Raw genomic sequence first — 19709 nt, 5'->3', positions numbered from 1 at the left:
ATTTAGACAAATTTTTTAACGAAAATCTGCATAAGTTGGAGACCGCCATAAGCATGGCCTCGTTTTGGATTTTTCCATTGGGGATAATATGGTACTCGAAACCTATTATCAAAAGCCTTTTGCTCGCGGCGGACTGATGCGTTTCGATGAAATCAAAAAGCATGCACAACGGCTGATTAAGGAATTTGATGTGCGCACACCGAGCGTTGATACGCCAGCGCGGGCTTTATCCGGCGGTAACCAGCAGAAAGCGATTATTGCCCGCGAAGTGGACAGGGACCCAGATTTGTTGATCGCGAGTCAGCCGACGCGGGGCTTGGACGTCGGTGCGATTGAATTTATTCATAAGCGCTTAATTGAACAGCGTAAAAAGGGAAAGGCCGTGCTTCTCGTATCGTTGGAGTTGGATGAAATCATGAATATCAGCGACCGCATCGCCGTGATTTATGATGGTAAGATCATTGATATCTTAAATCCGCGCGAAACAAATGAAGAAGAAATCGGGTTGCTGATGGCCGGCCACAAACTGACGGGGGGGACTCATCATGCGGAATCTCATGAAAAGCAATAAATTATCCAATGCGCTCATCCCTGTTATCTCCGTTTTGCTTGGGCTCATCGCCGGCGCTGTCATCATGGTGATCAGTGGCTATAACCCGGCTTCTGCCTATTTGTCGATTTTTCAAATGGTCTTTATGGATCCATACTATGCTGGTGAGACGTTTGTGACAATGATTCCGCTGATCTTGTCCGGGTTATCCGTCGCCTTTGCTTTCCGCACGGGGTTGTTTAACATCGGTGTCGAAGGTCAGCTCTTGGTAGGTTGGCTCGCCTCGGTTGCAGCAGCCCTAGCTGTTCCGGATTTGCCGAAGATTTTGGCGATTCCTTTTTGTATTCTAGTGGCTGCAGTAGCTGGCGGACTTTGGGGATTTATTCCCGGCTTGTTAAAAGCGCGCTTTCATGTTCACGAAGTCATTACCACCATCATGATGAACTATATTGCCCTTCATATGACGAATGCTATTATCCGAAATTTTCTTTTTGCAAAAGGGGAACATACACCGGTCATTCCTGATAATGCGTCACTATCCTCACAGTTTTTGACGGATTTGACGACAGGTTCGAGGCTGCATTGGGGTATTATTGTGTCCTTGATTGGAGCTTTTGTCATGTGGTTTTTGCTTTGGCGGACAACAAAAGGATTTGAACTGCGGGCAGTCGGCTATAATCCCGATGCGTCCAGGTATGCAGGCATGAACGTCAATCGAAATATTATTATCTCACTCGTCATCGCCGGTGCTTTTGCCGGTGCTGCTGGCTCAACATTAGGGCTTGGCACTTATCATTTTATGACAATTAACGGTGATTTTACCGGAATCGGTTTTGATGGCATTGCCGTTGCTCTGCTCGGATTAAACACATCCTTTGGCGTCGTTCTCGCGGCGTATTTATTTGCCGCGCTTGAGACGGGTGGCATCAGCATGCAATCGCTCGGCATACCGAATGATCTCGTTCAAGTTATTATCGCGTTAATTATTTTCTTTGTCGCATCTAGTTATATTATTAAATGGGCGATGGCTCGCTTGAAGAAAGGGGGAGAGGTATCGTGAGTCTGATGCAAATCCTTGAAATCATCATTCCGAGTGCCATTCTTTCGGCAACACCTCTTATTTTTACAGCCTTGGGCGGTGTCTTCAGTGAGCGATCCGGTGTCGTCAATATTGGTCTTGAAGGGTTGATGATCATCGGCGCATTTGTCGGAGCGGTATTTACGATTTGGTTTGAGCATCTCGGCCTAGGTGCCGCATCGCCCTGGTTATCGCTTGTCGTTGCTGCGATTTGCGGAGGCCTCTTTTCCTTGCTTCATGCGCTCGCTTGTGTGACGTTTCGCGCCGACCAAACGGTTAGCGGCGTTGCGATTAACTTTTTAGCACTTGGCTTAACGGTGTTTCTTGTTAAGAAACTGTTTCAAGGAAGCGGTCAAACACCGTTTATTGATTACCGCATCGATAAGGCCAACGTACCGCTTTTACATGATATCCCGATTATCGGGCCGCTGTTCTTCTCGCATATTGCGTATACGTCTTATGTGGCGATCATCTTTAGCTTTTTAGTTTGGTATGTCATTTATAAAACGCCATTTGGCTTGCGTCTCCGTTCGGTTGGTGAGCATCCAATGGCTGCTGACACGCTTGGGATTAACGTTTCACGGATGCGCTATATTGGCGTTGTCCTCAGCGGGGCGTTTGGTGGCATTGGCGGTGCTGTTTACGTCGTCACCATTGCCACCAACTTTGGCCCAACGACCATTTCTGGTCAAGGGTTTTTGGCGCTCGCGGCGATGATTTTTGGTAAATGGAATCCGATTGGGGCTTTGGGTGCCGCATTGTTTTTTGGTTTTGCCCAATCCCTAAGTATCACCGGGGAATCCATCCCGCTTCTAAAAGAGGTACCGAGTGTGTATTTGCTCATCGCTCCGTACGTCCTCACCATTTTAGCTTTGGCTGGCTTTGTCGGACGTGCGGAAGCTCCGAAAGCCATCGGTATTCCGTATATTAAAGGAAGGCGATAAAGTCCGTCGTCGCCTCGATGTCCTTTTGGGACGCTCGAGGCGGCTTTTTATTTTTTATGGCTTGTGAGGATGGACAAAATGCCCTTGGGATTTTCACAGCCTTTTTGGAATAGGATGAATGAATTTAGGTCAAAAATGATATTCAATGAGCTTGCTTTAAGTTAAAATGGGAGATGAAATATAAGGAAGGCGGGATAGAATTTGGATTATATTGATGAAAAGATTCATCCAATTAATGGCATTACCGTTCATACCGTCAAAACCGATCAATTTAAGACGTTAACGCTCGTCTTGCAAATGCGAGCGCCTCTCAAGCGAGATACCGTTACGAAACGAGCGCTTTTAGCGTATGTTTTAAAAAGCGCAACGGCAAAATCCCCGTCCACCAAAGCGTTGCAAAACCGGTTGGATGATTTATACGGGACGACTTTATCATCACAGGTGCAAAAGCGCGGCAATGACCACCTTATTTCCTTATTTGTACATACGGCAAATGACCGCTTCCTGTCTGGAACTTCGTCATTAACCGAAGAAAGCATCCGGCTTTTAGCCGAAACGCTATTTCAACCCCATGCTACAGATGGTGCATTCGATGAAAAGACAGTAAATAAAGAGAAACGCGCATTAAGAAAACGCATTGAGGCAACGTTTGATGATAAAATGCTCTATGCAAATGAACGACTCATCGATGAAATGTGTAAAGATGAACCGTATGCCTTACATGCCTATGGCTATACCGAAGACATTGACAGTCTCACACCTAAGGCGCTTTATGATTATTTTCAGCAAGCTTTAAAAGAAGACGAGATTGACCTTTACATTGTTGGCGATATCGACCGTGATCACATCCTCTCCATCATTGAAAGGGTCTTCTCATTTCAAGGACGAAGCCGTCTCGTCCATGATTTTCTCTTTGAGCCTGTTCACGTCACGGCACCGAAAGTGGTTAAAGAGCGTCAAGATGTGGAACAAGGCAAATTAAACCTTGGTTATCGAACGAATATCGTTGCCAATGACCCGCTCTTTTATGCGGCACAGGTTTTCAATGGCCTTTTCGGCGGATTCCCCCATTCAAAACTATTTATGAATGTCCGCGAAAAAGCGTCGCTCGCTTATTATGCTGCCTCGCGTTACGATAGCTATAAAGGCATCATCATCGTGATGAGCGGCATTGAATGTGCCAATTACGAGAAAGCCGTTGCCATTATTAAAGAGCAATTTCAAAGCTTACAGGATGGTGCGTTTACGGTCACAGAGCTTGATCAAACGAAGGCCCTTTTGAAAAATGCGGTTTTGGAAGCATTAGACAACCCCTTCAGTCTCATCGAACAGTTGTACAGAAAAGTCCTTATTAAAGACAGTGGGGATCTCACTGCTTGGCTGAACGGCATTGAAAAGGTGACACCTGATGAGGTCAAACAAGTGGCTGGGATGACGGCATTGGATACCATTTATTTTTTACAAGGACAAGAGGATTGAATTCTTTTTCGGAGGTATGAGCATGAAAACCGAATATTTTGAGAGGCTTCAAGAAACCGTTTATCGACATGTGCTCGACAATGGCTTAACGGTCTGTGTGTTGCCGAAAAAAGGGTTTCATAAGACCTATGCGACCTTTACCACCCAATATGGATCGATTGATAATCACTTTAAACCGTTTTACAGCGAACATTGGCTACAAGTGCCGGATGGCATCGCCCATTTTTTGGAGCATAAAATGTTTGAACAGCCCGATGGGACCGATGTTTTTCAGGTATTCAGCAGACAAGGTGCAGAGTCGAATGCGTTTACCACATTTACCCGAACCTCGTACCTATTTTCCAGCACATCACACGTGGAAAAGAATATCGAGACGCTGTTAAATTTTGTACAGGAGCCCGGGTTTACGGAGCAAAGTGTCGAAAAAGAAAAAGGGATTATTGGCCAAGAAATCCGCATGTATAATGATAATCCGGATTGGCGGGTGTACTTCGGCCTGATTGAAAATCTTTATCACACCCATCCTGTTCGAGTGGATATTGCCGGAACGGTATCGTCCATTTCACATATTACGAAAGATTTGCTTTTAGATTGTTACCGAACTTTTTATCATCCGAGTAACATGGTGCTTTTTGTTGTCGGCCCTGTCGATCCTGAAAAAATCATCGCCCTTGTGGAAGCTAACCAGCAAGCGAAAAACTACGATGATGCACCGCCCATCGAGCGCCGTTATCCCGATGAACCCAAGACAGCGTACCAGAAAGAATCTGTCCTCAAAATGGCTGTGCAAACGCCAAAATGCATGATCGGATTTAAAGAAGGCCGGGTACATCGGGAAGGTGGCGATCTTCTTCGCCATGAATTAGCGGTTCAAATTCTATTGGAAGTCATGTTTGGAAAGAGCTCGGAAAATTATCAAGCGCTTGTTGATGAAGGGTTGATTGATGATAGTTTTTCCTTTGAATATACCGAGGAGCATGAGTTCGGGTTTTCTGCAGTCGGCGGAAATACCGAAGACCCCGATCGGCTATCCGAACGGTTGCTAGAAATCGTTCGCGCGGCTAAAAGCGGGGCACTGGATGAAGAGAGCCTTCATCGCGTGCGCAAGAAAAAAATTGGCTCCTTTTTAAAAGCGCTGAATTCGCCTGAGTTTATCGCCAACCAATATACGCGCTACTTTTTTAATAAGATGAATCTCTTTGATACCGTCAGTGCCTTGGAAAAATTAACGGCAGATGACCTTGTGACGGTTTTAAATGACCATTTCAAAGAAGAAGCCTTTAGTCAGTGTAAAGTGGTGAAAAAATAAGTGCATGGGGAAAAATGGGCTTTAGTGACCGGAGCCAGCGGCGGAATAGGGCGCGCCATCGTTCAAGCATTGGCGGAAGAAGGGTATTCCATTTATGCTCATTATAATCAGAACCGACAGCCCCTCGCTATTCTGCTGGAAGAGCTTGGCGTAAAATTTCCTCACCAAACTTTTGAGATCGTCCAAGCGGATTTAAGCGACCAGAATGGGGTGGAAACACTACTTCAAGGGGTTGTCCACCCGATCGATTGTTTTGTTCAAAACAGCGGAAAGAGTTACATCGGTTTGGTTCAGGATACACCCCCCGACGTGGTGGATGCGCTGATTCAAATGCAATTGATCTCGCCGTTTCGTCTCGTGCAGGCGCTCACGCCGTCAATGGTTCGTAAAAAGCGTGGAAAAATGATTTTTGTAACCTCGGTCTGGGGAAAAACGGGAGCTGCGACCGAAGTTTTATATTCGATGGTTAAAGGCGGTCAAAACAGCCTCGTTAAAGCATTGGCCAAGGAACTGGCTCCAAGCGGAATTACGGTAAACGGTGTCGCACCGGGTGCCATTCGCACCGCCATGCTGGATGTCTTTTCGGAGGAAGATTTGCGTCTTCTGGAAGATGACATTCCTGCCGGCAGATTGGGGCAGCCTGAAGAGGTGGCTGCTCTTGTCCGATTTTTATCGTCCGAAGCCGCCTCTTACATTAATGGTCAAATTATTTCCGTAAACGGCGCTTGGTATGGTTAATGGCGCATAATTTACGGAAGGTATTGGCATCCTAACCCTTGTAGAACAATTGAAGGAGGATAAAGGGATGTCAGTATTAGAAAGCTGGGATGATTGGAAAAACTTTTTAGCCGATCGCCTTCATCAAGCACAAGCCAAAGGCATCAGTGATGAAACCATTGCGAATTTTGCCACTGAGATTGGCGATTACCTTGCCGATAAAGTTGATCCAAAAAATGAGCAACAACGCGTGCTATCCGACCTTTGGAGCGTCGCAAACAAAGATGAGCAACGGGCGATCGCCAATATGATGATTAAGCTCGTACAAAATAATGGTACAGGTAAAACGCAATAAATAAAAAAGGGGTGTCCCCGGGGGCATCCCTTTTTGGCATGGATGAAAGGCAGCAAATCGGCTTGAATTTTCCCTTTCCTCTTTTCTTCATATGATTTTTGATTTATGATAAATGTGTATGACTATTTTCATGGATCAGACCAAGGGGTGGAGAGGAAAATGGGTCGGAAAGAATGGTATCTCGAATATGAAATACATAGAAATCGCCCTGGTTTACTTGGGGATGTCGCCTCTCTACTTGGGATGCTTGGCATCAATATCTTAACAATCAATGGCGTAGACGATAGCCGCCGTGGCATGCTTTTAGTCACAGAGGACGAAACCCAAATCCGTCAACTGATGACAATGGCCGAATCCATGAACAGTATTAAAATTACAAAATTTCGTGAACCGAAACTTAGTGATCGCTTAGCCGTACGGCATGGCCGATATATCCAAAGGGATGCAGATGACAAAAAAACTTTCCACTTTGTCCGCGATGAGATTGGGTTATTGGTCGACTTTATGGCGGAATTATTTAAAAAAGAAGGTCATCGGCTGATTGGGATTCGCGGGATGCCCCGCGTTGGCAAAACAGAATCCGTCGTCGCCGCCAGTGTTTGCGCCAATAAAAGATGGGTATTCCTCTCTTCCACTTTATTAAAGCAAACGATTCGCAATCAGCTTGCCGATGATGAGTTTTCCGATGACCATATTTTTATAATTGATGGGATCGTCTCAACGCGGCGCTCCTCTGAAAGGCATATGGAATTATTACGAACAGTGATGCGCATGCCGGTCACAAAAATCATCGAACATCCGGATATTTTTGTGAGAAACACAGAGTATCGTATGGATGACTTTGATTATATTATCGAGCTGCGCAACCATCAGAATGAAGAAATTACCTATGATGCGGTCGATCAGGATATCACCCCTTTTGATGATATTAATTGAACGGGAAGGTGTTTGGATTGAGTGAGTTGGGTCAAGCTTTGAAAGAAGCACGAATGGCGCGTGGCATGACGCTTGACGATATCCAAGATCTCACGAAAATACAGAAACGGTATCTTTTGGCCATTGAAAACGGTGAATACGATAAACTTCCCGGCAATTTTTATACAAGAGCTTTTATGAAAAGCTATGCCGAGGCTGTTGGAATGGATCCGAAACAGTTATTCTCCGAATATGCCAAGGATTTGCCGCGGTTGGAAAATGGTGTGGATACCGTCCCCTCTCGCACGGAAACCCATGAGGTCTCGGCAAAGTCGTCCAAATGGGTCAACGCCATGCCCAAAATTCTTGCCGTTTTCGTCATTGTGCTCATATTAGTCGGCATTTGGGTATTCATGCAAAAAATTACATCGAATGAGGATAGTCAAACGGGAGCTGACAGTGCGAATCATGTCGCGATTAAAAAAGGTGCAGATCTTGGTAACGGAAAGGCTTCAAAATCTTCGGCAAAAGAGACAAGCGACCAAAAACAATCAAAAGAAGATGAGTTAGCCGGACAAACTTCTAACAAGTCCGATGCCGAAGCCGCCCAACAATTGAAATTGGAGGAAACAAGCGGTCACGTCTCCCATTACACCTTAACGGGAACCACGCATTTTGATTTGGAAATCACGGCTAAACAAGGTGGAAATTCATGGATCCAAGTTTCCAAAGATAGTCCGAAAGGTGAACGGCTTTTCTACAGCATGGTGTCAAACGGGGTAAACGGTACGAAGGATGCGAAATTCCATCAAGATGTTTCAGATGTTAAGACCATTTATATTAAAATTGGCAGTGCCCCCAATACGCGCATTCAAATTAACGGTCAAGATTTCACATTTCCAAACGACAATACGGTCCAGGAACTGTACATCACTTTTAACAAAGCCTCTTGACTAGCGGAGTCATCGAAGGATGACTCTCTTTTTATGCATGCTGTCCAATAGTGGCAATGGGCGAGCGATGACGGTGGCATTAATATTTACAGGTTGTTCAATAAGAGTGAAGCGACATTCGGAATGTTGATGTTCAATGGGAAATGGATGACACGTTTTTTCTATAGGATTATAATGAACACAGTACATAAGAGGGTTTTTGAACGGAGGTCAACGATGAATATTGCCAATAAATTTACTGTATCACGGGTCATAATGATCCCGATTTTTCTTGTCTTTTATCTTGTGCCGATGGAGATGGGAGAACTGACCATTGGTCAATCGGTTATTCCTATCAGTCGGTTCATCGCGGCCATCGTATTTATTGTCGCATCAATGACTGATTTTATTGATGGTCGGTTAGCGAGAAAGTACCATTTGGTCACGAATTTTGGAAAATTTTTCGATCCACTAGCCGATAAATTGCTCGTCATGAGTGCCCTTGTGGCATTTGTTGGGGTAGAGCTCATTCCGGCCTGGATGGTCATCATCATTTTAGCGCGTGAATTTGCAGTCACTGGGTTGCGGACGATTGCTGCCGATGAAGGGGTTGTTCTTGCGGCAAGCACGATGGCCAAATGGAAAACGACGTCGCAAATGGTCGCTACCATTTTATTTCTTTTTGATAATATTCCTTTTGGACGCGACGGATTTCCTCTCGCCATGATCTTCATGTGGGTAGCTGTAGTTATGACGATCGTCAGTGGTTGGGAATATTTTTATAAAAATCGCGCGATCATTCTCAAATCGAAATGAAGAAAATTGCGGTTTTTTCCTTAATTTAGAAGGAATTTCGCAGCATTTGGCTAATTAATAAAGTGGGGTAATACGGTGAAATGCTGGAGAATTTCGCATGGTCTAAAGGGTGTTGAAAAATGAACGCAGAAATTGTTGCTGTCGGTACGGAGCTTTTGCTCGGCCAAATCGCAAATACGAATGCGCAATGGATCTCCGAGCGTTTGGCAGATGTGGGTGTCAACGTTTACTTTCATAGCGTTGTCGGCGACAATCCCGATCGGTTAAAACATGTGTTTGAAACCGCGCGCGACCGATCTGACCTTGTCATCGTGACTGGGGGACTTGGTCCGACCAAAGACGATTTAACGAAAGAAGTGATCGCTTCCTGCCTTGGTAAGCGGCTCGTTACCGATCAACAGGCGTTGAAGAAGATTGAAGATCATTTTGCCAAAACAGGGCGGAAGATGACGGATAACAATCGCAAACAAGCCTTGGTCATTGAAGGGTCTCGCGTTTTAGAAAACCATAACGGTTTAGCTCCAGGAATGATATTGACGGAAGGGTCAACGACTTATGTCCTCATGCCCGGCGTCCCCTCAGAAATGAAAGGCATGTTCCTTGACCAAGTGCTTCCCGCCTTAGCCTCCGCAAGTGGAAAACGACTCGTCTCAAGAGTGCTTCGGTTTTTCGGTATAGGCGAATCGGCTTTGGAAACGAAGATCTTGGATTTAATTGAAAATCAAACTAATCCCACGATTGCTCCGTTAGCCAAAGACGGGGAAGTCACCATTCGGTTAACGGCCGCTCACTCTGATCCCCTCGCCGCCAAAAAATTACTTGATGAAACTGAACAGCGCATCCGCGAACGAACCGGCGATACCCTCTATGGTTATGGGGACCAGACGACGTTGGCGGAAGTCGCCTCCCATCTATTAAGGGAGCATCATCTGACCGTTTCGTCAGCGGAAAGCCTGACAGGGGGATTATTCGCCAAACAAATCACGGATGTCCCAGGCGCTTCCGATGTCTTTGTCGGCGGTGTCGTTTCTTATGTCAACGCGGTGAAAGAACAAGTTTTGAACGTACCGGTCGATGTCCTGCAAACCGAAGGCGCCGTGAGCGCAATTTGTGCGGAAAAGATGGCTTGCGCGGTGCGGGTGATGACGGGAAGTGATCTCGGCATTAGTTTTACGGGGGTCGCAGGTCCCAACTCAAGTGAAGGAAAAACACCCGGAACGGTTTTTATCGGTTTCGCCGACGGTCGAGAAACCCGATCCTTTTCCTATCGATTTAACGGAACGCGCGAGCAAATCCGTCATCGCACGGTTTTAACGGGTTTTGATCTCATTCGACGCTTCCTTTTAAACGCAGAGCCGTTTGGGCAAAAAAACGAATAAATGTTCGAGAAAATGGTTGGCAAATCGTTTGGAAACGGCTATGATAAAGATATACTAGGTGAAAATAAGGAGAGATTAACTTTGAATGAACGCAAAGCGGCTTTAGATATGGCGTTGAAACAAATAGAAAAGCAATTTGGTAAAGGCTCCATCATGAGGCTCGGGGAACAAGCAGAAACCCGTGTGTCCACCATCTCCAGCGGATCCTTGGCGCTGGATATAGCTATGGGTGTCGGTGGCTATCCGCGCGGACGGATTATCGAAGTTTACGGCCCGGAATCAGGCGGGAAAACGACCGTTGCGTTGCATGCCATCGCCGAAGCCCAAAGAGCGGGTGGACAAGCGGCTTTCATCGATGCTGAGCATGCCCTTGATCCTGTATATGCCGAGAATCTTGGCGTCAATATTGATGAATTGCTGTTGTCGCAGCCGGATACCGGTGAACAGGCTTTGGAAATAGCCGAGGCACTTGTCCGAAGCGGGGCGATTGACATTATCGTCATCGACTCTGTCGCCGCACTGGTTCCCAAGGCCGAAATCGAAGGCGAAATGGGCGATTCTCACGTTGGCTTGCAGGCGCGTTTAATGTCACAAGCCTTGCGCAAATTATCAGGAGCCATTAACAAATCCAAAACGATTGCGATCTTCATCAACCAGATTCGTGAAAAAGTTGGCGTCATGTTCGGAAACCCCGAAACGACTCCCGGTGGGCGCGCTTTAAAGTTTTATTCCTCCATCCGACTTGAGATTCGCCGGGCAGAAACGCTGAAGCAAGGAAACGATATGGTTGGGAGCCGTACGAAGATTAAAGTTGTCAAAAATAAAGTAGCCCCGCCATTCAAACAGGCGGAAGTGGACATTATGTACGGCAAAGGCATTTCTAAAGAGGGGGAAATTCTCGACATCGGGTCGGAATTGGATATCGTTCAAAAGAGCGGTGCATGGTATTCCTTTAATGATGAGCGACTGGGTCAAGGCCGTGAGAATGCCAAACTCTTTTTACAAGAAAATGAAGCCATCCGCAATGAAATCGAAAAGGCAATCCGCAGCCATTTTGGCCTCAATGTGGAGACAAACAACGAAACACTCGAACAAAGTGAATTATTATAGTCATTAAGGCACCCGCGACGCTAAAGCGGGTGTCCTTTCTTTTATGCCCTCTGACTTGAATTTCACCCGCCTAGGTTGACAACTAATTTTTCCAATTATACAATGAAATTGTCTCTTTATATTTTTTTATATTGATAGGCTGAAAATTTAAGAAAATTGTGTGCCGAGAGCAGTATGGCTTCAGCACGTCGATGCATAACGACTGTTGATAGCGAGGAGGTGAAACGTATGGGAACGACACTCATCATCATCTCCATTGCGCTTATCTCTGTAGTCGTTGGGTTATTTGTCGGTTATTTTGTGCGTAAATCGATCGCTGAGGCGAGGATTCAATCCGCTGAAAATCAAGCAAGGCAAATTATCGAAGAAGCCAAGCGGGATGCCGAAGCCACAAAAAAAGAGGCGCTTCTTGAGGCAAAAGATGAAATCCACGCCTTACGAACAGCGGCCGAAAGCGAGATTCGCGAAAGACGCAGTGAACTCCAAAGACAAGAAAATCGACTTGTCCAAAAGGAAGATCTCCTAGATCGGAAAAGTGAAATGCTTGATAAAAAAGAGGAATCACTTGAGAAAAGGGAGGATTCTCTCGAGAAACAACAACGACAAATTAAAGAGATGGAAAGCAAAGTGGAGGTATTACTCCAAGAGCAACAAACGGAGCTTGAACGGATTTCCGGTTTGACAAGGGAAGAAGCGCGTGATTTTATTTTGAACCAAGTCAAGCAGGAAGCCATTCATGAAGCTGCGCAGATGGCGAAGGACATCGAGAACCGGGCGAAAGAAGAAGCCGACAAAAAGGCGAAAAACATTCTTTCTCTTGCCATCCAACGATGTGCCGCCGACCATGTTGCCGAAACGACTGTCTCCGTTGTGTCTCTGCCAAATGATGAGATGAAAGGTCGGATCATTGGCCGTGAGGGCCGTAATATTCGCACGCTAGAGACGCTAACAGGCATTGACCTCATCATCGATGATACGCCCGAAGCCGTCATTTTATCCGGGTTTGATCCCATACGCCGTGAAATTGCGAGAATCGCTTTGGAAAAACTCGTTCAAGATGGGCGCATTCATCCGGCGCGCATTGAGGAAATGGTGGAAAAATCACGGCGAGAAGTGGATGAAATGATTCGCGAATACGGCGAACAAACGACGTTTGAGGTCGGTATTCACGGATTGCATCCAGATTTGATCAAAATTCTCGGGCGCTTGCGTTTCCGTACCAGTTATGGGCAAAACGTGCTCAAACACTCTATGGAAGTTGCTTTCCTGACGGGATTGATGGCAGCTGAACTCGGAGAAGATGTCATGCTTGCCCGAAGAGCTGGTCTATTGCACGATATTGGGAAAGCGATTGACCATGAAGTGGAAGGCAGCCATGTTGAAATTGGGGTTGAGCTGGCGACGAAATACGGAGAACATCCAGTGGTCGTCAACAGCATCGCCTCACACCATGGTGATACCGAAGCGACATCGGTCATTGCCGTCTTGGTTGCCGCGGCCGATGCTTTATCAGCAGCAAGGCCTGGTGCCAGAAGAGAGACGCTTGAGACGTATATCCGCCGCCTGGAGAAGCTAGAAGAGATTTCCGAGTCCTTTGAAGGCGTGGAAAAATCGTATGCGATTCAAGCAGGGAGGGAAGTTCGCATCATCGTTCAACCCGATATTGTTGATGATGCGAAGTCCTATCAACTGGCGAAGGAAATCACGAAGAAAATCGAAAACGAACTGGATTACCCGGGACACATTAAAATCACGGTCATCCGGGAAACGCGCGCCATTGAATACGCCAAATAGAAAAAGCGGCCGAACGGTCGCTTTTTCTGTTAAAATAAGGTTATACGCTTTAAATCGTTCATCAAGAGAAGGAGAAAAAACATGCGATTGCTTTTTATTGGCGACATCTATGGCAAAGTTGGACGAAAGATGGTAGAGGATTACCTTCAAAAATTAAAAAATTATTATAAACCGACTTTTACGATTGTCAATGGCGAAAACAGCGCTGGCGGGAAAGGTCTCACCGAAAAAATTTATCGGATGCTGATGGAATGCGGCGCCGATGCGGTGACAATGGGCAATCACACATTTGATAACAAAGAAATCTTCGAGTTCATTGACCGTGCACCGAAATTGATTCGACCGGCTAATTACCCTGACGGAACGCCCGGAGTGGGCATGCTCTTTTTGAATCGCAATGGTGTGGAGGTCGCCATCATCAATTTGCAAGGGCGCACCTTTTTACCCGCTATTGATGACCCTTTCCGCACGGCCGATGCGTTGATCGCCGAAGCCCGTTTGCGAACGCCTATCATTTTTGTCGATTTTCATGCGGAAACGACGAGTGAAAAGGTCGCGATGGGCTGGTATTTGGACGGCAAAGTTTCTGCTGTGATCGGTACGCACACGCATGTGCAAACGGCCGATGAGCGCATTTTGCCTCAAGGCACGGCCTACTTAACGGATGCAGGGATGACGGGTCCTTATGACGGGGTCATTGGCGTTGAGCGGGAAGCCGTCATTCGCAAATTCTTAACAGCACTTCCTGTTCGTTTCGAGAGTGCTACCGGACGCGGTCAGCTTTCGGCCGTCGTCATTGATATCGATGAGGCAACCGGGAGGGCAACGGCCATTTCCCGACGGCTGATTAATGACGATCATCCTTTTAATGTATAACATGTTTAACGCCAAGGCTTTTTAGAAAAATTGGAAAATTACTTTTCACGAGCAGGAATACCGCTTCTCAATGGGGAATATAGATTTAATGGGATGACCATTCAAGAGGAGGGACAGGAGTGGACGTATTAAAAGTTTCAGCAAAATCGAACCCTAACTCCGTAGCCGGTGCGTTAGCGGGTGTTCTTCGGGAACGCGGAACCGCTGAAATTCAAGCGATAGGTGCCGGTGCCTTAAATCAAGCGGTGAAGGCGGTAGCGATTGCAAGAGGGTTTGTTGCACCGAGTGGCGTCGACCTCATATGTATTCCCGCTTTTACGGATATTTTGATCGATGGGGAAGAACGAACAGCCATAAAGTTAATTGTGGAGCCGCGCTGACGCCTTCTATGCCTGTTTGCCAACTCGCAAACAGGTTTTTCATTTTTAGAGAAATTCGAAAATGTGAGAAGGAATGACGGCTTTTATGGCGAAAGAAGAAAAAAAGAAAGGAGGTTAACGGATGGATCCAAATCATGCGCCATGGGAGCAGTTAGAAAACGAAATCAAGGCGCTTAAGGAAAAAGTAGAGAATTTGGAACGGCTCGTTCAAAAGCGCCCGTCCTTGGGGTCGGCGGTATGGGTACTCGTTCCTGTCGTTGCGATCATTATGTGGGGGTTGACCACCATATTTGACTAAATACAGAAACGGAAGGGATACAAATGGCGATCTTTGATGCGCACTGTGATGTTTTATATCGGATGCACCATGATAACCAATTGCGTTTTGACCAAGCGAACGGTTTACATATTACTTATGAATACTTAAAGCAAGCGAAAGCGAAAGTCCAATGCTTTGCCCTTTTTGTACCAGACACATTGCCCCAGGAAATCAAATTTAAAACTGCCCTGGACATGATCGACCTTTTACATCAAGAGATTCTGGACCGTCATAGCGATATTCACCTCATACGAACACGACAGGACATTGATGCGCTTGGCGAGGATGAAGTGGGCATTATGCTTACATTAGAGGGCGTTGATGCCATCGATATCGATCTTGTCAAGCTGCGAACGCTGTTTCGACTTGGCGTGCGTTCGGTGGGCATGACGTGGAACAACGCGAATGCAGCGTGCGACGGTGCGCTGGAATCCCGGAAAGCCGGCTTGTCAGACTTCGGGCGACGCATCGTTCGCGAAAACAACCGATTTAAGGTTTGGACGGATGTGTCGCATATCTCGGAGAAAGGCTTTTGGGATGTCCTCGAGGAGGCCGAGTTTCCCATTGCTTCTCATTCCAATGTCAAAGCGCTCTGCAACCATCCGCGTAATTTAACGGATGAGCAAATGAAAGCTCTCTTTGATAAAGGGGGTGTCATGGGCATCACCTTTGTGCCTTCCTTTTTAAACGAAAGCGGCAAGGCGCAAATCGCAGACATTTTAAAGCACATTGATTATGCCGCAAGCCTCGGCGGTGCCAACCATCTCGGCTTTGGTTCCGATTTCGACGGGATTGAAACAACCCCGAGGGAACTAACCAATTACGGAGACTATCCCGTTTTAATCAATGAATTGTTGAAACATTATTCGGAAGATATGGTGAAAGGCCTCTTATTCGAAAACTTTTACCGCGCGATGCCATTATAAATGCCCTAGTATTGTCTTCCTTTAAAATAAGGTGTTACAATAAGACTAATGAATGAAAAGGGTTCCACTGTGCGGGACCCTTTTGCATGACAAAGGAGGCCAAAAAATGAAAGAAGCCTTTCAATATTTACAAGAAGAATTAGATCAAATGAAGGAGAATCAAACCTTTCGCCCTTTAATTCCGCTTGCTTCAAAACAAGGCTCACGCGTAAAGATTAAAGGGAAAGATGTCATCCAATTGTCATCGAACAACTATCTCGGTTTAACCGACCATCCCCGCTTGAAACAAGCCGCCATTGAAGCGATTGAAAAATTTGGTGCTGGAACGGGATCTGTCCGGACCATCGCTGGGACGATGGACATGCATAACGCTCTGGAGGAGAAGTTGGCCGATTTTAAGCATACTGAGGCAGCACTTGTCTTCCAATCCGGCTTCACGACCAACCAAGGGGTATTATCAGCGATTCTAGCGGAACAAGATGTCGTGATCTCCGACGAACTCAATCACGCTTCTATCATCGATGGGATTCGTTTAACGAAGGCGGATCGCAAAATTTATAAGCATTCAGACATGGATTCCTTGGAAGCGGCATTAAAAGAGTCTGATGGCTATCGCGCTCGCCTCATCGTGACAGATGGTGTGTTTTCGATGGACGGCGACATCGCGAAACTCCCTGAAATCGTTGAGCTGGCAGAAAAATACAACGCGATGGTCATGGTGGATGATGCCCATGCAAGTGGGGTGTTAGGGAAGAACGGCCGCGGTACGGTCAATCATTTTGGATTGGATGGTCGCGTCCACATTCAAGTCGGCACATTGAGTAAAGCGATCGGCGTGCTCGGCGGGTATGTCGCAAGCACCAATACATTGCGCGATTATCTCATACATAAGGGACGTCCGTTCTTGTTCAGCACTTCACATCCGCCGGCCGTTACAGCGGCTTGTTCAGCAGCCATCGATGTTCTTCTTGAGGAGCCGGAACTCATCGTGAAGCTTTGGGATAACACCGCGTTCTTCAAAAATGGCTTGAAAGCGCTCGGCTTTAACACCGGAAAGAGTGAAACGCCGATCACACCGGTTATCATTGGCGATGAAGCTAAAGCGCTCGCCTTTTCCGATAAGCTTTTTGAATACGGTGTTTTCGCTCAAGGTATCGTTTATCCAACCGTGCCGAAGGGAACGGCAAGAGTCCGCACCATTGTGACCGCTCAGCATACCCAAGATGAGCTGCAAGAAGCGCTCAACGCTTTTGAAAAAGCCGGAAAAGAAATCGGCATCATATAACTCTAAAAAAGCTGACTCTCCGGATGTTTTCCGAGGGTCAGCTTTTCTGTTTTCACACGGACCAGGAATCCGATAATTGATTTTTGATTGATATGTCAATAATACTTTTAAATGATTGAAAACCATGCGTTTCTTGGTGGGCTTCTAGATTGTTTAATTTCTCAAAAGCCTTTATACTGTTATAAGGTATAGATTTAACCAAGTGACCTTGATCGAAAGGGGTACAGTCATGGACGAAAAGCACAGAAAAATGCATGATCAGGCTGTTGAGCCTAAAAATATAACGAAAGATAAAAATTTAGAGCGGATTTTAAATAAGAAACCTGAAGATTTCGCGAAATATTTCCAACACACCTACCAAGCGCCAAATTTAAAAGAAGCGCGCAGAAGACGGCGCAATACCACGCAATATTTAAATGATTTTTCGATCCCCGAAAACCTCATTGGCATTGGTAAGGGAAAACGGTTTTTGATCCGCACATACGGCTGCCAAATGAATGAACATGACACGGAAGTCATGGCGGGGATTCTTGAAGAACTCGGTTATACGGCCACGGAACGGGAAGAAGAGGCGGATATTATTCTGTTAAACACATGTGCCGTCCGTGAAAACGCCGAAAATAAAGTGTTTGGTGAAATCGGTAACTTAAAGGCGCTGAAATTGGAAAAGCCTGACCTTATTTTGGGTGTTTGCGGCTGCATGGCGCAAGAGGAGGCCGTCGTCAACCGCATCTTACAAAAACACCAACATGTGGATTTGATCTTTGGCACGCACAATATTCACCGCTTGCCACAACTTTTGAACGAGGCCATGTTCAGCAAGGAAATGGTGATGGAAGTCTGGTCTAAAGAGGGCGACATCATTGAAAACTTGCCGAAAGCCCGAAAAGGCCGCGTTCGCGCATGGGTGAACATCATGTATGGCTGCGACAAATTCTGCACTTACTGCATTGTGCCTTATACAAGGGGAAAAGAGCGGAGTCGCTTGCCAAAAGACATCATACAAGAAGTGCGCGACCTTGCCCGCCAAGGTTATAAGGAAATCACGCTTCTCGGTCAAAACGTCAATGCTTACGGCAAGGATCTCGGTGACGGCTCGTATCGGTTAAGCCATCTCATGGATGAAATCCGCAAAATTGACATTCCCCGCGTGCGGTTTACGACGAGCCATCCTTGGGACTTTACTGATGATTTAATTGAGGTTTTGGCGAAAGGCGGCAATCTTGTCGAACATATTCACTTACCGGTGCAATCCGGCAATAATGCCATTCTCAAAATTATGGGTAGAAATTACACGAGAGAATTGTATCTCGAACTTTTTCATAAGTTGAAAAAGGCTATTCCTCATGCATCTTTTACAACGGATATTATTGTCGGGTACCCGAACGAAACCGAAGAACAATTCCAAGATACATTATCACTCGTTGAAGAATGCCAATTTGACGGTGCTTATACATTTATCTATTCCCCGCGCCCGGGAACACCGGCAGCACGGATGGAAGACAATGTTTCCATGGAAGTGAAAAAAGAACGCCTCCTGCGCTTGAATAAGCTCGTTGATGAATTAGCTAGAAAAAGCAACGAGAAATATCAAGACCAAATCGTCGAAGTGCTCGTAGAAGGTGTCAGCAAGAAAAACGATGCGGTTTTATCGGGACATACTCGCACGAATAAAGTGGTCAATTTCCGCGGTCCGCAATCATTGATTGGCCAACTCGTTAATGTCCGCATCACACGCGCAAAAACATGGACGCTGGATGGGGAGCTCGTTGAAGAAGCGGAGGCTGTCACTCAATGACCGTGTATACGCATGACGAAATTTTAGCGAAAGCCAATGAGCTTGCCAAAATGCTCGCCGAAACCGAAGAAGTCGCCTTTTTTAAAAAAGCAGAAGCGCAAATCAATAAAAATGAAAAAGTGCAAAAGTTGATCCAGGATATTAAACGCTTGCAAAAAGAATCCGTCAACCTACAACATTATCAAAAATTTGAGGCTTTGCGGGAAAACGAAAACAAAATTGACCAACTGATGGATGAATTGGATGCCATCCCGTTAGTCAAAGAGTTTAAACAATCCCAAAAAGAGGTCAACGATTTGCTGCAATATATTTCAAAGACGATCTCAGAACGGGTCACGGAAGCCATCACGAAAGACCAACGCGTCCTTGAGGAAAAATAAACGTCGGCATGTTGCCGGCGTTTTTTTGTGGTGCGCCAGGCATGCGCACGTTCTATAGGGTTCAAGTCCCGAACGACGAAGGCAGTAGTAGTCGTTAGCTTAAGACAAGGGTGTCCAGGGTGACCTGGAATCTGAAGGAAGTCGGCGGCAAATCTCCGCCCCAAGGAACACGAACTCCATATAAGGCTAGGTGTGCTTGGGTGAGGCTGCCATACAAGTCAAAGCCCGTACTGCCGAAGGGCATACAGAGTAAATGGAGTGGGGACATGGAGAGGAAGAATGTGCGCTTACCCTGGGAGATCTGATAGACACGCGCAACACATTGCGTAACCGGGCATGCGAATGCCCGCTGAACTATCAGAAGTCA

General features: G+C 46.2%; 19 protein-coding genes and 1 pseudogene. All 20 read left to right on the top strand.

Annotated features, from left to right (window positions below):
• Positions 1-40: 40 nt before the first annotated feature.
• Positions 41-571 (top strand): annotated as a pseudogene (locus H532_RS0114220) (heme ABC transporter ATP-binding protein); the annotation flags it as partial.
• Positions 558-1610: an ABC transporter permease gene (locus H532_RS0114215; RefSeq protein WP_027725997.1), complete on the top strand. Its 1053-nt coding sequence runs from the start codon at positions 558-560 to the stop codon at positions 1608-1610. The pseudogene H532_RS0114220 and the gene H532_RS0114215, both read left to right, overlap by 14 nt.
• Positions 1607-2572 (top strand): ABC transporter permease, encoded by a 966-nt coding sequence (locus H532_RS0114210; protein WP_027725996.1) that lies wholly within the window; start codon positions 1607-1609, stop codon positions 2570-2572. The genes H532_RS0114215 and H532_RS0114210 overlap by 4 nt, the downstream gene beginning before the upstream one ends.
• Positions 2573-2773: 201 nt before the next feature.
• Complete coding sequence (gene yfmF / locus H532_RS0114200; protein ID WP_027725995.1) at positions 2774-4051, top strand: EF-P 5-aminopentanol modification-associated protein YfmF; 1278 nt, start codon at positions 2774-2776, stop codon at positions 4049-4051.
• A gap of 16 nt (positions 4052-4067) precedes the next feature.
• A complete protein-coding gene (gene yfmH / locus H532_RS0114195; protein ID WP_425426299.1) occupies positions 4068-5360 on the top strand; it encodes an EF-P 5-aminopentanol modification-associated protein YfmH in 1293 nt (430 codons plus the stop codon).
• Positions 5361-6098 carry an elongation factor P 5-aminopentanone reductase gene (gene ymfI / locus H532_RS0114190; protein ID WP_027725993.1) on the top strand — a complete coding sequence of 246 codons (738 nt, stop codon included), beginning with the start codon at positions 5361-5363 and terminating at the stop codon, positions 6096-6098.
• A 67-nt stretch (positions 6099-6165) separates the two neighbouring features.
• The gene (locus H532_RS0114185) at positions 6166-6432 is read left to right on the top strand and encodes a DUF3243 domain-containing protein (RefSeq protein WP_027725992.1); all 267 of its coding nucleotides are present in this window, start codon (positions 6166-6168) and stop codon (positions 6430-6432) included.
• A 159-nt stretch (positions 6433-6591) separates the two neighbouring features.
• Positions 6592-7368 (top strand): DUF3388 domain-containing protein, encoded by a 777-nt coding sequence (locus tag H532_RS0114180; protein ID WP_027725991.1) that lies wholly within the window; start codon positions 6592-6594, stop codon positions 7366-7368.
• A 17-nt stretch (positions 7369-7385) separates the two neighbouring features.
• Positions 7386-8300 carry a helix-turn-helix domain-containing protein gene (locus tag H532_RS0114175; protein ID WP_027725990.1) on the top strand — a complete coding sequence of 305 codons (915 nt, stop codon included), beginning with the start codon at positions 7386-7388 and terminating at the stop codon, positions 8298-8300.
• Between the two features lie 216 nt (positions 8301-8516).
• Positions 8517-9095 (top strand): CDP-diacylglycerol--glycerol-3-phosphate 3-phosphatidyltransferase, encoded by a 579-nt coding sequence (gene pgsA, locus H532_RS0114170; protein ID WP_027725989.1) that lies wholly within the window; start codon positions 8517-8519, stop codon positions 9093-9095.
• A 119-nt stretch (positions 9096-9214) separates the two neighbouring features.
• Complete coding sequence (locus H532_RS0114165; RefSeq protein ID WP_027725988.1) at positions 9215-10474, top strand: competence/damage-inducible protein A; 1260 nt, start codon at positions 9215-9217, stop codon at positions 10472-10474.
• Positions 10475-11584 carry a recombinase RecA gene (recA, locus tag H532_RS0114160; RefSeq protein ID WP_169721032.1) on the top strand — a complete coding sequence of 370 codons (1110 nt, stop codon included), beginning with the start codon at positions 10475-10477 and terminating at the stop codon, positions 11582-11584.
• A gap of 228 nt (positions 11585-11812) precedes the next feature.
• A complete protein-coding gene (gene rny / locus H532_RS0114155; RefSeq protein ID WP_027725986.1) occupies positions 11813-13378 on the top strand; it encodes a ribonuclease Y in 1566 nt (521 codons plus the stop codon).
• A gap of 81 nt (positions 13379-13459) precedes the next feature.
• Positions 13460-14254, top strand: coding sequence for a TIGR00282 family metallophosphoesterase (locus tag H532_RS0114150; RefSeq protein ID WP_027725985.1), 795 nt, complete (start codon positions 13460-13462; stop codon positions 14252-14254).
• Positions 14255-14373: 119 nt separating this feature from the next.
• Positions 14374-14634 carry a stage V sporulation protein SpoVS gene (spoVS, locus tag H532_RS0114145; protein WP_027725984.1) on the top strand — a complete coding sequence of 87 codons (261 nt, stop codon included), beginning with the start codon at positions 14374-14376 and terminating at the stop codon, positions 14632-14634.
• Positions 14635-14755: 121 nt separating this feature from the next.
• Positions 14756-14932, top strand: coding sequence for a hypothetical protein (locus tag H532_RS20660; protein WP_169721031.1), 177 nt, complete (start codon positions 14756-14758; stop codon positions 14930-14932).
• Positions 14933-14955: 23 nt separating this feature from the next.
• The gene (locus H532_RS0114135; RefSeq protein WP_027725983.1) at positions 14956-15879 is read left to right on the top strand and encodes a dipeptidase; all 924 of its coding nucleotides are present in this window, start codon (positions 14956-14958) and stop codon (positions 15877-15879) included.
• Positions 15880-15985: 106 nt separating this feature from the next.
• Positions 15986-17164, top strand: coding sequence for a glycine C-acetyltransferase (locus tag H532_RS0114130; protein ID WP_027725982.1), 1179 nt, complete (start codon positions 15986-15988; stop codon positions 17162-17164).
• Between the two features lie 229 nt (positions 17165-17393).
• The gene (gene miaB, locus H532_RS0114125; protein ID WP_027725981.1) at positions 17394-18962 is read left to right on the top strand and encodes a tRNA (N6-isopentenyl adenosine(37)-C2)-methylthiotransferase MiaB; all 1569 of its coding nucleotides are present in this window, start codon (positions 17394-17396) and stop codon (positions 18960-18962) included.
• Positions 18959-19342: a YlbF/YmcA family competence regulator gene (locus H532_RS19065; RefSeq protein ID WP_051263359.1), complete on the top strand. Its 384-nt coding sequence runs from the start codon at positions 18959-18961 to the stop codon at positions 19340-19342. The genes miaB and H532_RS19065 overlap by 4 nt, the downstream gene beginning before the upstream one ends.
• Positions 19343-19709 lie beyond the last annotated feature (367 nt).

The organism is Tuberibacillus calidus DSM 17572, from assembly GCF_000430685.1.
GTDB lineage: Bacteria > Bacillota > Bacilli > Bacillales > Sporolactobacillaceae > Tuberibacillus > Tuberibacillus calidus.
The sequence above is the reverse complement of the archived record's forward strand: the minus strand, read 5'-3'. Positions and strand labels throughout refer to the sequence as shown.